The 14,673-nt window shown below is 36.7% G+C and carries 11 protein-coding genes, 5 tRNA genes and 1 pseudogene; 8 read left to right on the forward strand and 9 right to left on the reverse strand.

The genetic code is table 11. The features are described from left to right. The first annotated feature begins 337 nt into the window (after nt 1–337). Nucleotides 338–1,492 carry a PilT/PilU family type 4a pilus ATPase gene (locus tag AC0L3W_RS15965; RefSeq protein WP_409440065.1) on the forward strand — a complete coding sequence of 385 codons (1,155 nt, stop codon included), beginning with the start codon at nt 338–340 and terminating at the stop codon, nt 1,490–1,492. A 215-nt stretch (nt 1,493–1,707) separates the two neighbouring features. Here the strand turns inward: AC0L3W_RS15965 and AC0L3W_RS15970 are convergent. The 7 genes from AC0L3W_RS15970 to dnaQ form a co-directional block, all read right to left on the reverse strand. Next, nucleotides 1,708–1,784: transfer RNA gene (locus AC0L3W_RS15970), tRNA-Asp, on the reverse strand. Between the two features lie 105 nt (nt 1,785–1,889). After that, a tRNA-Asp gene (locus tag AC0L3W_RS15975) sits at nt 1,890–1,966 on the reverse strand. A gap of 75 nt (nt 1,967–2,041) precedes the next feature. Further along, nucleotides 2,042–2,118: transfer RNA gene (locus AC0L3W_RS15980), tRNA-Asp, on the reverse strand. Nucleotides 2,119–2,176: 58 nt separating this feature from the next. Further along, nucleotides 2,177–2,253 (reverse strand) — tRNA-Asp (locus AC0L3W_RS15985). Nucleotides 2,254–2,325: 72 nt separating this feature from the next. Then, a tRNA-Asp gene (locus AC0L3W_RS15990) sits at nt 2,326–2,402 on the reverse strand. A 144-nt stretch (nt 2,403–2,546) separates the two neighbouring features. Continuing rightward, on the reverse strand, nt 2,547–3,845 hold the full coding sequence (locus AC0L3W_RS15995) for a hypothetical protein (RefSeq protein WP_409440064.1): 1,299 nt from the start codon (nt 3,843–3,845) through the stop codon (nt 2,547–2,549). Beyond that, entirely contained in the window at nt 3,836–4,552 is a 717-nt protein-coding gene (gene dnaQ / locus AC0L3W_RS16000; protein WP_290038883.1) for a DNA polymerase III subunit epsilon, read from the reverse strand. The genes AC0L3W_RS15995 and dnaQ overlap by 10 nt, the downstream gene beginning before the upstream one ends. A gap of 92 nt (nt 4,553–4,644) precedes the next feature. On the opposite strand from dnaQ, the gene rnhA reads away from it, so the two are divergent. Continuing rightward, complete coding sequence (rnhA, locus tag AC0L3W_RS16005) at nt 4,645–5,106, forward strand: ribonuclease HI (protein WP_290038884.1); 462 nt, start codon at nt 4,645–4,647, stop codon at nt 5,104–5,106. Here the strand turns inward: rnhA and AC0L3W_RS16010 are convergent. Beyond that, nucleotides 5,103–5,837, reverse strand: coding sequence for a class I SAM-dependent methyltransferase (locus AC0L3W_RS16010; RefSeq protein ID WP_290038885.1), 735 nt, complete (start codon nt 5,835–5,837; stop codon nt 5,103–5,105). The genes rnhA and AC0L3W_RS16010 overlap by 4 nt on opposite strands. A gap of 37 nt (nt 5,838–5,874) precedes the next feature. On the opposite strand from AC0L3W_RS16010, the gene gloB reads away from it, so the two are divergent. Together gloB and AC0L3W_RS16020 are read left to right on the forward strand one after the other, a co-directional pair. Next, entirely contained in the window at nt 5,875–6,642 is a 768-nt protein-coding gene (gloB, locus tag AC0L3W_RS16015; RefSeq protein WP_409440063.1) for a hydroxyacylglutathione hydrolase, read from the forward strand. A 57-nt stretch (nt 6,643–6,699) separates the two neighbouring features. Next, the gene (locus tag AC0L3W_RS16020; RefSeq protein ID WP_409440062.1) at nt 6,700–8,301 is read left to right on the forward strand and encodes a LysM peptidoglycan-binding domain-containing protein; all 1,602 of its coding nucleotides are present in this window, start codon (nt 6,700–6,702) and stop codon (nt 8,299–8,301) included. Nucleotides 8,302–8,473: 172 nt separating this feature from the next. On the opposite strand, the pseudogene AC0L3W_RS16025 reads toward AC0L3W_RS16020, so the two are convergent. Continuing rightward, nucleotides 8,474–8,794: pseudogene (locus AC0L3W_RS16025) on the reverse strand (methyl-accepting chemotaxis protein); the annotation flags it as partial. A gap of 698 nt (nt 8,795–9,492) precedes the next feature. On the opposite strand from AC0L3W_RS16025, the gene prsK reads away from it, so the two are divergent. From prsK to AC0L3W_RS16045, 4 genes are all read left to right on the forward strand, one after another. Next, complete coding sequence (gene prsK / locus AC0L3W_RS16030) at nt 9,493–11,532, forward strand: XrtA/PEP-CTERM system histidine kinase PrsK (RefSeq protein ID WP_290038889.1); 2,040 nt, start codon at nt 9,493–9,495, stop codon at nt 11,530–11,532. A gap of 120 nt (nt 11,533–11,652) precedes the next feature. Continuing rightward, nucleotides 11,653–12,261, forward strand: coding sequence for an XrtA/PEP-CTERM system exopolysaccharide export protein (locus AC0L3W_RS16035; protein WP_290038890.1), 609 nt, complete (start codon nt 11,653–11,655; stop codon nt 12,259–12,261). 2 nt (nt 12,262–12,263) lie between these two features. Then, complete coding sequence (locus AC0L3W_RS16040) at nt 12,264–13,808, forward strand: XrtA system polysaccharide chain length determinant (RefSeq protein WP_290038891.1); 1,545 nt, start codon at nt 12,264–12,266, stop codon at nt 13,806–13,808. A gap of 1 nt (nt 13,809) precedes the next feature. Next, on the forward strand, nt 13,810–14,568 hold the full coding sequence (locus tag AC0L3W_RS16045) for an AAA family ATPase (RefSeq protein ID WP_290038892.1): 759 nt from the start codon (nt 13,810–13,812) through the stop codon (nt 14,566–14,568). Nucleotides 14,569–14,673: the final 105 nt, after the last annotated feature.

The following is a 14,673-nucleotide window of genomic DNA, read 5'->3' on the forward strand; positions in this document are numbered from 1 at the left end:
AGATCATGTTTTTTTGAATAAAAAGTGAGCAGTTAATCACAATAGTTATCTATTGAATTATTTTTGTGAGCTAAGATTATTTATTAATAAAAAGTATTTTATTGATTTAATAACTAAATCACTTTTTAAGAAAGGTATAAAAGTTAAGGAATCGTGAATAGTTATGCTGTTTTTGTGATTTTAAATTCTATTTATTAGCTGTTTTTACATTTTGTCAATGGCTTATCATTTACTAGTAATTTAATACTCATTTACATAGCAGCATGACATTATTAGTAGTAAATTATTACTATATAAAAAAATATAATAATGGAATATTTAAGGTGGGTGTACAGTGATGGAATTTAATGCAATGTTAAGTCAATTATCAGAACAAGATGGTTCTGATCTTTATTTGGCCACAGGAGCACCTCCTTCAGCTAAATTTCAAGGTGAGTTAATTCCCTTAAGTGATGTTTCTTTTAAACCAGGTGATGTTAAGGCGATAGCCTACGACATTATGGATCCAGAACAAATTGAAGAGTTTGAACATACCTTAGAAATGAATCTGGCGATTTCTATCGGTGGAATAGGGCGATTTCGAGTTAATATTTTTAAACAGCGAAATGACGTGTCAATCGTCGTGCGAAACATTAAAATTAACATTCCTAAGTTTGCTGACTTAAGATTACCTGAAGTACTAAAAAAAGTGGTGATGGCTAAAAATGGTTTGATACTATTTGTCGGAGCGACTGGTTCAGGTAAATCGACTTCACTAGCAGCCTTAATTGACCATCGCAATGAAAATTCATCCGGCCATATTGTCACTATCGAGGATCCTGTTGAGTTCGTTCATCGTCATAAAAAAAGTATTATTAACCAAAGAGAAGTTGGCGTTGATACGCGTAGCTTTCATGCCGCACTTAAGAATACCCTAAGACAGGCACCAGACGTTATTCTAATTGGTGAAATACGCGATACAGAAACTATGGAGCATGCATTAGCCTTTTCTGAGACTGGGCACCTAGTGCTTTCTACGTTACATGCCAATAATGCTAACCAAGCGATTGACCGTATCATTAACTTCTTTACAGAGGAAAGACGTGCTCAGTTGTTAATGGACCTAGGTAATAATTTAAGAGCCTTTGTTTCGCAACGTTTAATTCCCACAATTGATGGCAAACGTTGTGCTGCGATTGAAGTGATGATGGGAACATTAACCATTCGAGACATGATTAAGCGTGGACATTTCGAAAGCTTAAAAGAGGTAATGGAAAAGTCTAAAGAATTAGGTATGCAAACTTTTGATAGCGCTCTGTTTGATTTGGTGAAAGAAGGTTTAATTAGCGAACAAGAAGCGATTAAAAACTCCGACTCTCCTACCAACTTAGCACTTAAGTTTAAACTTGATAAAGGCAGTTTTGCAGAGCCGGAAGTGAAGCCAAAAAGTAAAAGTAGTTTAAGTTTAGAGCCGAAACAGCTAGGGGACATTAACGACTTAACTTATTCGTAGTATTTCAATTAGACTATAGAGTTATTAAGCGCTTCGGCGCTTTTTTATTGTCTAATGTATTTTTATTCAAGTTATTTTAAATGAATTGATATATGAATTAAGTCATAGATAAATTAATAGAAAAAAATATTGATTAATAAAGCTATTAGAACTGAGCGAAGTATGAAATATAGATAGGGGATTAATTTTTTGAAAGGTAAACGTTTATACACTGTTGGCGGAGTGGACGGGACTCGAACCCGCGACCCCCGGCGTGACAGGCCGGTATTCTAACCAACTGAACTACCACTCCTCCGAGTGTATAACAGTTTTGTCTTTTGACAGTATTAACTGAGGGCATGACAGACCGCTTATTTTAATCAATTTTAATCGTAGTGATAACGATTTAACACACTGTTGGCGGAGTGGACGGGACTCGAACCCGCGACCCCCGGCGTGACAGGCCGGTATTCTAACCAACTGAACTACCACTCCACGAGTGTGTTACAGTTATTTCTTTTCATATAAATGATTGGTGAAATAAACCAATAAGCTTTTATATAATACTGTTGGCGGAGTGGACGGGACTCGAACCCGCGACCCCCGGCGTGACAGGCCGGTATTCTAACCAACTGAACTACCACTCCACTGGAGTATTACAGTTCAAGCTTTTGATAATTATCTAACATCTAATTAAAGATGAGTTGGCGGAGTGGACGGGACTCGAACCCGCGACCCCCGGCGTGACAGGCCGGTATTCTAACCAACTGAACTACCACTCCACGTGATAATCATCAGTTCAACTTTAGATTTTGCTAGAAATAGTCACCAATACGAATTTATATAAAAAGTATTGGCGGAGTGGACGGGACTCGAACCCGCGACCCCCGGCGTGACAGGCCGGTATTCTAACCAACTGAACTACCACTCCAGCAAAATCAACGTTACATAATATGCAACTCCGTTGAGGCGCAGATAATACGGAGTTGCATGTACTGAGTCAATAACGAAAAACAAAAAAAACACAATATTTACAAGGTAAAAGGTCTAACTGCTCGTTTTATCGCCACAGCGTTTATTTTTTAACTTCACTTTCATCTATTTCTAATGGTTTTAGCTGATCTAAAGAAAGCGTGTTGAGTGATAAGTCACCCTCTGAGAGTAATTTCTTCTGTTTTCTTTTTAGTACAAAAAGGACGACTGCAATACTAATCGCGATTAACAGGATCAAGGCTAATACTATTATCCATAAATATTGAAAACTGCTACTTGTTTTTTCCTCTTGAATGTTTTGCTCTAGGGTGTCATCCGATATTGTCTCTGCTGTTGAGCTTGAGGTAACAACAGGTGTTGTTACTTCTTCTATAACAGGCTCTGGTTTAGCGAGCTCAAAATTATATTCAGGTAAGGAAAAGTTAACTTCTCGGCCATCAATCGTGTTGGCAAAAACCCTTCCTGAAAAGGTATATGAGGTATGCGGGAGCGGGATTTTTAACGAAAGTGTGTCATGAGCGATTGTTTCATCTGAAAAATGCACTAAAAGCTGCTCGCGTGTATTTAAGGTCGTGTTATTGATAATTCCTTCGACAATCACAGATTTAGGGGCAATCTCTGATGAATCGACTTTAAAAATAAAATTCGCATCATCACTTTTTTGATCAAGTTGCTCAACATGATAGGTCACTGGTTGCGGGAAAACGACTACATCGGCATTATAACCTCGAGTAAATATATTATTTTTAGTTTTAACATTTAGTAAGTAACGGCCCGGTGCTAAATCCATGAAAATATGTGTTGTTAGCTCCCCATCAAATGGCAGTGAGTCATAATACTCTCCATTATCTTGATAAAGGGATATTAAGTCCTGCTGATCATTTACTAGGGAAACTGTAAGTCGAGCGCTGCGCAAAAAGTCTTTGTCTGTCATTACCTTGCCTTCATTCATTAAGGAAGCATAGGTCGTCAGATACTCTTTTTGATAGACTTTTAGCGGTAATTTTTTAACATTTAAGGTTACTGGGCTTAATAATTGGATGCGGTTATCGCCATGTAACGTGGCTATCGCCTGCCAAGGTCCCGGTGTAGGGTTCTGAATGGTGATAATATCTTGGTTACGATTATTAACCCAAGCGACTTGGCTTTCTGGGTGGCGTTGAGAAAACCACTTACTGCCATCAGGTTTCACCAGTACGACCTTTTGAGGGTGTGCAGGATGATTTAATATAATAGTAACTTGTTCTGTTTTAGGATCTATTCTAAAACGGTTGTCTAATAATGATATGTCGTTAGGCGCATAAATAGTATGTGTCATTGCATTGAACGATGACAGCGCTAAGCATATAAAGACTATCCATTTACTATTGATTATCGCCATAAACAATTCCCTGATTTAGCTACTAAGTCTAATCGAGACTCATGCGCTGTTAACTCTTCTTGGTTCGCATGAATAACAGGTAGTGGTGATCGATGTTGGCGCATCCGGCGACCTGTATCATGACTACCTGATTCGTTATTCGCTAAATTAAGATCTTTTTGGCCACCTGACATTAACAGGTAAACATCCGCTAAGATCTCTGCATCTAATAATGCTCCGTGTAATACACGATGCTTGTTATCGATACCATAACGGTCACATAAAACATCTAAGTTGTTTCGCTTTCCAGGAAACATTTTCTTAGCCATCTCTAATGTATCGGTAATCGTTGATATTTCTGCAGTGGGTTGTGTCTTTTTATTTAAAAAACGAAACTCTTGATCCATAAAGCCAACATCGAAGGGAGCATTATGAATAACTAAGTCTGCCCCTTTGATAAAATCGATAAACTCATCTGCTATGTCTGCAAATCGTGGCTTATCATATAAAAATTCATCAGTGATGCCGTGTACTGCCATTGCCTCAGGATCAATTAACATATCAGGTTGTATATAAACATGATAATGCCGACCTGTTAAACGACGATTAATTACTTCAACACAGCCGATTTCAATAATGCGATGACCAACGTATATTTGGCCATCTTTGTTCATACCAGTGGTTTCAGTATCTAATACAACTTGTCGGGTGAGTTTACTTGTGTTCATAGCCATCTCTATTTATAGTTGTTGCGCAGTTTGCTCTGCATAACTCGCTAAGTATTATTGTACTAGTCTAACAAATTTATGTGATGGTAATAATGAAAAAAATCCAACTTTATACAGATGGTTCATGTCTTGGCAATCCTGGCCCAGGTGGTTACGGCGCTATTTTGATTTTTAATGAGCATCGCAAAGAGTTGTCTGAAGGTTATGCGAGAACTACCAATAACCGAATGGAGATGCTTGCTTGTGTAAAAGGACTAGAAAGTTTAACTGAAAAGTGCGAAGTTGATGTTACTACTGATAGCCAATACGTGCGTCAAGGGATCACACAATGGATCCACAATTGGAAAAAACGAGGCTGGAAAACAGCAGCTAAAGCGCCAGTTAAAAATGTTGACCTGTGGAAAGCATTAGATGCAGCTCAAGAAAAACACACGGTACATTGGCATTGGGTAAAAGGTCACTCTGGACATCCTGAAAATGAACGTTGTGATGATTTAGCTCGAGAAGCGGCGGAAGCAAACCCTATTCAAGTGGATCAAGGGTTTGACGGTTAAGACGATGTTTTCGAATGTGACTGTTTAGTGGCGACAGGACGGTTATTGATAATTGCTTTGTTAAATTTAAACCCTGTTTTTATGCGCGTCATAGGCGTGCACTGCTTTTTTGCTACAATAAAATAGATGCTACAAAAGGTTGATAGGTATTGTCGGCCTATTTTTTCTATCAATGATAAAATCGCATTTTTAGGTTGTGGAGAAATATAATCAAAGTGTTTTTTTTGTTTTATTTCAAAGCCTAGTAAATGCAACCAATCTATCACTCGGTTAGGTGCAAACAGGCGGGCAGTATGTTCGCTTTTTGAAGAAAGTAATGATCGGCAACCAAATAAGCTGTATGGATTAAAGCCACTAATAATTAATATGCCATCTAGCGTTAAGACTCTATCTATCTCTCTTAACAACTGGTGTGGGTCGCTAGAAAAGTCGAGCTCATGGACTAAAATACACAGGTCTATAGTCGCATCTTGAAAAGGTAAGTGGTGCAAGTCACTTCTTAAGCCGATATCCTGACCATCTTGCGCACAATTAATTTGATGGAGAATAGGGCATTTATTGGTCTTCAATTGTGTGCTTAAATGACCTAGCTTTAATAGATGATAGCCAAAGCTATGTGAAATAGCCTCATCTATCAAATGTTGTGTTTGTGCGTGTAAGTAACGCCCATTATTTAATTGTAACCAATCTGTTATGGGTGCTAAATTACGTGACGTTTTTGCTATTTTCATCTATTTTCACCCCCTAAACTGAAAGTTGAGACAAATTATGTTTACTGTATTAACTATACCTGCTTTTGATGACAACTATATTTGGCTTATTAAAGATAGTCAAAGCCAACGCTGTGTTGTTGTTGATCCCGGTGAAGCAGAGCCCGTATTAGCAATATTAGCGGCGCAGGATCTTTTTATTGAAGCAATTCTGATCACTCATCACCATCATGATCACACTGGTGGTGTCGCAGCATTAATAGCAGATAACCCTGGTATCAAAGTATTTAGCAAAGCGCCACTTTTTGAGGGAGCTACATTAGTTGACGACAATGACCAAGTTTCATTATTAGACGGCCGCTTAACCTTAAAAGTATGCCAAGTAGCAGGCCATACATTAGATCATATTGCCTACTTCAATGAACAAGTTCTATTTTGTGGAGATACTCTATTTTCAGGTGGTTGTGGGCGTGTTTTTGAAGGGACACATCAACAGATGTATCAAGCCTTATCGAGATTAAGCTCATTAAATGATAATACTAAAGTTTATTGTGCCCATGAATATACACAAAACAACCTGATTTTTGCGTTAGCTGTTGATCCAAATAACCAAGATTTATTAGCTTATATTAAGCAAGTTAGTAAATTACGCCAACAAGGGGTACCTACCATTCCAACGACGATTGCAAAGGAAAAACTTATAAATCCTTTTTTACGTTGTGAAGATCCTGCATTGTTAGCGAATGTGCAGAATATATTAGCCCAGCCAATAACTGCTGGAGAGGGATTATTCAAGGCTTTGCGTACTCACAAAGATCATTTTTGATTCAATAGAGAAAAGCACATAGAATACACGGCCTACTTTTTTGAAAATGGCTCAACAATGAAATTGTTTTTCTCTATATTTTTTACTTTTCTCCTGAGTGCTTGTCAAAGCACTTCATTACAAACAACTGCCCCTGTTGAGTTATCTAGCGAAGAAGTTTTAGATAACACTCAGATAGTAAGCAATAGCGGAGTGGTGAAACACGCTAATGTCACTAAAAATGTCGAAGTAGAGGTTCTTTTTGCTGAAAGACACTATGATAACCTTTGGCTTAAATTAGCAGAAGGTTTTGAATTTGAAGTGCCTGATAACCCTCGCATTACTGCACAGCGTGATTACTACTTAAAACATCCTGCATACCTACAGCGTGTATCAAAACGTGCTGAGCCTTTTCTGTGGTTGATCGTCGAGCAAATTGAAAATAACAACCTACCACTTGAAATTGCTTTATTACCTATTGTGGAAAGTGCCTTTGACCCTTTTGCTTATTCACCTGCTGGCGCATCAGGGTTATGGCAGTTTATGCCAACTTCAGGACAACGTTTTGGTTTACAACAAGATTGGTGGTACGACGGGCGAAGAGACGTTTATGCATCAACTCGTAGTGCTTTAAACTATATGCAAGTGCTACACAATTATTTAGGGAAGGATTGGTTATATGCCTTTGCTGCTTATAATTCTGGTGAAGGGCGAGTAGAAAGAGCCATTAGAAAAAATAAAAAAGCCGGTAAACCAACTGACTATTGGAGTCTGTCTTTACCTAAAGAAACGCAAAAATATGTACCTAAGTTCCTAGCGTTAGTGGATATTTTACGTAATCATGAAGCTTATGGTATAGAGCTACCACATATCCCTAATACTCAAGCCCTGACTTATGTCGATATCGAATCTCAGATGGATTTAGCTTACGCGGCTGAATTATCCGAACTGACGGTCTCTGAAATTCAATTATTGAACCCTGCATTTAATCATTGGGCAACTTCCCCTGAAGGACCACATCGTTTGTTACTCCCGACAGCGATCGCGGAGCAATTCTCAAACAAGCTAGCTAAAATAGATAAAAGCCAACGCATTCGTTGGGATCGTTACCTAGTGAGATCGGGGGATAGCTTGAGTGTCATTGCTCAAAGAAAACAAACAACAACACGTGTTTTAAAACAGATTAATGATTTAGATAGTTCATTTATTAAAGTTGGCCAAGCGTTATTAATACCGATTGCAACTAAAGAGCAGCAGCAGAATTTATCTTTACAAGCAGAACAGTATGAAAAAATAGCTGCAACAAGTGCGACAACCAATAAAAAGGTAATACATAAAGTAGTAGAGGGCGATACGCTTTGGGATATTAGTAAAGAGTATAAAGTAACCTCTATGCAAATTGCTAAGTGGAATGGTTTTAACGTTAAAAAAACATTACGTTTAGGAGAGAAGTTAACGATTTGGAAAGCTGTGCCGACTTTAGCTATTACGCAAGATAAGAATATTACCAGAAAAGTCACTTATCATGTGCGCTCGGGAGATTCTTTAGGTGGTATAGCACAGAAATTTAAAGTGAAAACAGCAGACTTAATTCGTTGGAATAAAATTAAAAATAGTAAGTACATTAAGATAGGTCAGCAGCTTCAAGTATATGTTGATGTTACTAAGTCTAATACTTAAAACCGGCTTTATATTATTATGAATAGTCAGTTCAAGCTAAGAGTTGTGCTTTACTCTGCATGGCACTTAGCGTGAATAACTCTAGTTTTATTAATGCTAAATATATTATTTCTAGATATATGAATAACCAGAAATAATAGCGGTACAGAAAAATTTAAGTCATGTTCGTCTATTAGGTTTTGTTTAGGCTATCTACGCTTTCAGAGACATTATGAGCAGCCAATTGAATGCCACTCATTGCCTGTTCAATATGGTGAACTTGCTGTCTCCCTTTCTCTGCAAGTTCAGATACTGCATTGATAGCTTGTTGCACATTTTGTGTTACTTCTTGGTTATTTGTGACTACATCTGATATCTCTTTGGTCGACTCTGTTGTACATGAAGCTAACTGCCTTACTTCATCTGCTACCACGGCAAAACCTCGACCTTGTTCACCTGCTCTAGCAGCTTCTATAGCTGCATTTAATGCTAATAAGTTGGTTTGGTCTGCGAGCATCGATGCATTTTTAACTAAAGCTTCATGTTCGGCATTATGTGTAATGTTACTAGCGAATTTAATTACTTTATTACTTTGATCTACGCTTAGGTTATAGGTGGCTTGAAGCCACAAATCATTGCTATTTTCACCTTTTCTGAGGAACTGCCCAGTTTTAAATTAATGTCGCTGTAAGCCTTCCCAAAATGTAGGGTTCTCTTGATAAAAAGTACCATCACAAAATATTTTATGATGCTGGCTTTGGATGCTAGGAAGTGGGTATTGTACGGCACTTAAACTTTTTCATTGGCTAAGTGTTAAAACAATGGGCTATTAATGGAAATGTATACTAGTGCATTACAAGCGTATTGAGGTGCATTTCATATTATTCATGTGCTTTTAAATGTGCATAGTTTAGCTTTAATGTATTTATTTGATTGAATAGTATAGTTTTTGATTAGCTATTTGTTCGTTAAATAAACTATTTTATTCGTATATTTGTATCACTTTAAAATAATCACTAACCAGTTTGGTAAGCGTCTTTGACTACTCCATATTAGATAATTCAAACTTTATAGCGGTAGTGTGTACTATCAAACGTTGCATTTTTTTTATCTTGGAAGCTATAATTGATTTTGTTTAATAACCTCATACTTTTTTTTGATGTAATTGTTTGAATTTATTGTGAGTATGGATGCATAGAAGAGAAGTCATAAATGGAATTTAGTCTCAGTTTACTAGAAGGGAACTGGTTAAAAAGCTGTGTGGAAATAGCATTAGCGATCATTATTCTTTTTAAAGTACCTATTCTACGTATTAGAATTAGTCTATTTGCTTGCGCTGTTATTTCTGTTATTTGGCATAGTTCAGTACCTGAGTCTATCTCTGCAGCGTCCTTTTCATGGAGTTTTCTATTATTAGAATCACTCCGATATTTGTCTTGGATCATCGTTTTACTTTATCTATTAATGCTCAGCAGGCAATCAAAGTTGCCTAATAGTTGGGCGTATAGTTTGTACACAGCTTTGACGATTATATTAGTCCTGTTTTTATATAATATAGATAACGAAGCGCTATTCCCTTCTCCTGTATTAGCGCTGTACCTTAAAATCCTATTAGGGTTATTTGGAGTGGTTATTTGTGAACAGTTGATTCGAGATGATCATTCTAGTCGCATGACCAAGTTAGTTGCTCTTGTTGCTTTTATTCTTTTTTCTTATGACATTATTGTTTTTTCGTTATTGTTGTTAAGCAGTGATTTACATGCTTCTTTATGGGAAACCAGAACGGTTATTAGCTCGGTTACTTCATTAATCTTAGCGTTAAGTATTATATTTTATGCGAATCAATTAAAAGAGCGCAGCCGTTTCAAGCTTTCTAATAGCGTGATTATTTTCAATACAAGCTTAACTGTGGTCGGTGGCTTTTTAATTGCGATTGCTTTACTTGCCTCTGCCTTTGATTATTTTGAAATTAGTTGGTTAAGTGCATCAAAAGTAATTTTATATGTACTCGCAGTGTTCTTGCTGATTGCCTTATCCTTGTCTGAAAAAATAAGAGATAGCTTTGTTGTGTGGACAAGTAAACATTTCTTTGCACATAAATATGATTATAAAAAACAGTGGATTCAACTTGATTCATTACTATCCAAACAGCACAAAAATCAAAACTGTTATGATATTTCGCTTAATGCATTAAAAACCATATTTCATTGTAATGCTGGTGGTATTTGGGTGAAAGGGCAGCAATTTTATACCTCTGTCGCCACACAAAACCTGAACTTCTCAGGAAGTTTTCCTATTGAGTCACACCATAGTGATTTGATACAAAAGCTAGAAGAAGAGGAGTGGATTTTTCAAGCAAGCGAATACGCCAATAAATACGATGCTCAATATAACTCTTATTTACCTGAGTGGGTGCCTAATATTGAAGGGATATGGATAATACTACCTCTTAATAGTGCATCCGGTTTAATCGGTTTTGCTGTATTGTGTAAAAGTAATTTGAATGAAAAAGAAAAATTAACGTGGGAAGATCTTGATTTGCTTAAGTTAACCGGCCGCCAAATTGCCAGTTATATTAGTCAAGAGCAAGCATCTGAGAAGCTAATCCAAAATCAGCAATTTGACATGTTTAATAAAATATCTGCTTTTGCTATTCATGATATTAAAAATTTAATTGCTCAACAGGGGTTAGTTGTAAAAAATGCGGAAAAATATAAACATCATCCAGAGTTTATTGATGATGTTATTGCAACTATTGCAAATTCGGTGAATAAAATGGATCAGCTCCTTAAAAAAATAAAGGGAGAAGTTGAGTCAAAAACTATTAATTTACATGAATTGCTTAAACAAGCTGTAAAGATGAATATGAACGGATTGCCAAGTCCTGTTTTTACTTCTGATTGCGATAGTGCTTTTATTAATGGGGATAATGATAAGTTATTAATGGCTATTAATCATTTAATCAAAAATGCTCAAGATGCCACGGCTGATGATGGAACGCTGACTTTACATCTACGTAGTCATGATGATCAAATTTGGATAGATATTACTGATACTGGTATTGGAATGGACCAAGCGTTTATTAAAAATGAGCTGTTTCAGCCATTTAACAGCACCAAAGAAAATGAAGGGATGGGCATTGGCGCCTTTCAAATTCGTGAAATTATCCATGGCTTAAATGGTGAATTAATTGTTGAAAGCACGCCTCAGATAGGGAGTAAATTTTCAATATATTTACCCATGCTAAGTTAATTAACAATTTTCAAAACAGTTATCATAGATGGAATGTTAAAGTGCGAGGGAGTAGCCATTAGATTAATGTTTTACTCTTAATATAATGTTTATTAGTTAAATTTTAAAAGAGAGATGGATATGAAAAATTACCTTATAGCACTGTGTTGTGCCGTGATTATTTCTGGATGTGCAAAGACAGAAGTGTTGAGTGAAGCACCTTATGCTGATCGAGTGAAGTTTTCTGAATATAAAATAGGGAACAATGATCAGTTACTAGTAAGTGTATGGAAAAATACAGAGTTATCAATCAGTGTACCAGTACGTCCTGATGGTAAAATTTCAATGCCGTTAGTCGGTGATGCACAAGCACAGGGGTTAACACCTGAAGCATTGGCGACAGAACTCGCTGATAAGCTAAGTAAATATATCCGAGCGCCTAATGTTACTGTGGTTGTACAAGCTGCAAACAGTGCGTCTTACTCAAGTCGAGTGCGCATTACTGGTGCTGTGAATGCGCCATTATCTATTCCTTATTACACCGATCTTAACGTATTAGATCTAGTGTTAGAGGCGGGTGGATTAACTGAATTTGCTAATGCAGATGAATCGATTTTATACAGAAAAACTCCCGAGGGTATTAAGCCTTACCATGTCAATGTTGAGGATATCTTATATCGTGGAATATTAGAGACCAATTACACGTTACGTCCATCTGATATTTTAATTATACCTGAGAGTGTGTTTTAACAATGGATATTACTGAGATCTTTAAGTACGCCGCAGTTGTTTGGCGTGAAATGTGTCAGCGGAAATTTAAGGTGGCTTTTGTGGTCACCTTGATTAGTTTTACGATTATGTTTGTCGGCATACTGCGACCACCAAGCTACTCTAGCTCTATTACTATTTTTGCCGATAACCAAAATATTATTAAGCCCTTATTGGGGTCTAAAGCATCGGTCACTGAGCTTAAGCAGAATCGAAGTAATCAAGTACGAGATATTATTTACTCTCCTCGTATTTTGTCTCAGGTAGTTGATAGTGTGTATGGTGAAGATGCTTTTCCAACACCGTTATCGAAAGATATTAAAATTAGCCAAGTACGTAAAAATCTGACTATCGAAGGACGTTCAGGTAACTATATTCAAGTGTCTTATAAAGACGATAGTGCAGATAAGACTTTTGAAATATTAAATAAAGTCGTTTCTGTGTTTATTGAAGATAGCGCAGATACAAAGCGTGAAGAGAGTCGAAGTGCATTCAACTTTATTGATCAACAAGCTGCTTCTTATAAATCATTGCTATTAAATGCCGAAGAAAAGCTTAAAAGTTTTCAATCGAATAATTTTGATGGCACTGAAGATGAAGTAAATAGCCGTATTGCTAGTTTACGTGCCTCTATTGAAGAGATGAATATTCAAATTCAAGAGAGTAATACACGTGTAGGTAGCCTAAGACGACAGCTCTCAAGAGAAAGTAAATATGCCGATAATAATTATGAAAGTGCTGTTTACAATAGTCAGTTAAGAGAATTAAAAAAGCAAAAAGCGGCCTTACAGGTTAACTATGAAGATAGTTATCCTGCGATTATTGATATCAATTATCAAATTAATGATTTGGAAAAAGTAATTTCTGAAATTGGCACTAAAGAGAGTGCAGAGAGTACTGTGAGTGGAGATTTTAATCCCTTATATGAAGAGTTAAGAAGCTTACTATCTGCTGCTCAAGTTGAGAATCGTACGCTAGTAAATCGATTAAAAGCCTTTAATCGGCTATTAGATGAATCTTACGAACGTCGTAAACGTATCGCTAATAATAAAGCTGAATTGTCAGAGTTAACACGTGATTACAGTGTTTTCCAGGAACAATATGAAGAGATGTTAACTAAAAAAGAAAAAGCACGAATTTCAATGGTGCTTGATATCCAAGGTCAGGGAGTGAACTACAAACTACAAGAAGCTGCAGCGTACCCAAATAAACCTATTGGTGCTCGTTTTATTCACTTTTTCATTGCCGGACCACTGGTTGCATTGTTAGTTATTATTGGTGTTTTTGTCGCTAAAATTCTAGTTGATTCAAAAATCAGGTTCTCATCAGAAATTAAAAATATCGAAGGCACTATGTTATTGGCGAGCATTCCGCATGCGACTTGCCGTTCTGAAAGTAAAACACGCCGTTTACATAATACCTTTTTATTACTTTATTATATTGTCTGTATGTCTGGTTATGTTGCCATTGCGCTTGCCTTTAAATATGGCGCCTCGTTAGACAACATTATTAGATTAGGAGCGTTTTAATATGTCTGTATCTGAAACTTCTTCGACGAATACAACTGCATTGCAAAATAATGATGCTTTGATGCCTGATTCGGTTAATACCAACCAGATAGCAGAGATGGCAGAAGCACCTTTATTATCTGCAAAAGAACTTGATCAATTAAAAATTATTTACCCTGGTTTAGACGATTACAAAACTTTGAATGCATACCGAGAGTTACGTACCAATCTATTTAATAAAATGCAGCATAATAATTTTATTTGTATGGTGACGGGCATATCTCAACAATCAGGGACAAGTCATGTCAGCATGAACTTAGCAACCAGTATTGCCTTAGACCAAGGTAAAACCGCATTAGTGATCGATTGTAATATCTATAAACCACGTATTGCTTCTTACCTCAAGGAGAAGCCGACTTTAGGTTTAACTAACTTTTTAGCAAGGGATACTGATGCGATTACGGACATTATTTATCCGTCAGGCATTCCTAGAGTTCGCGTTATCCCTGTAGGTAATAATACGATTCATGCGGCAGAGCTTTTTTCATCTAATAAAATGCAAAACTTTATTAACTCAGTTAAAAACCGTTATCCAGATCGGTTCATTATTATTGATACGCCGCCTATTGGTTTATATGCAGAAACACAGATATTAGCGTCTATTTGTGATACCGCATTATTGGTTGTTGGATATGGACAATCTAATTCATCGCAAGTCGAGGCGGGCATTGATGCACTAGGAAAAGATAAATTAGCAGGGGTCGTTCTTAATAATCAGTAATACTTATTTGAAATGTTTATGAAAAGCTTAAAGATAATAGTGTAAAGCATGACATGGGTAGCAGTAATACGTAATCCTGAATATTAAATTATTAAGCGCTACGTG

Source organism: Psychromonas sp. KJ10-5 (genome assembly GCF_055808325.1).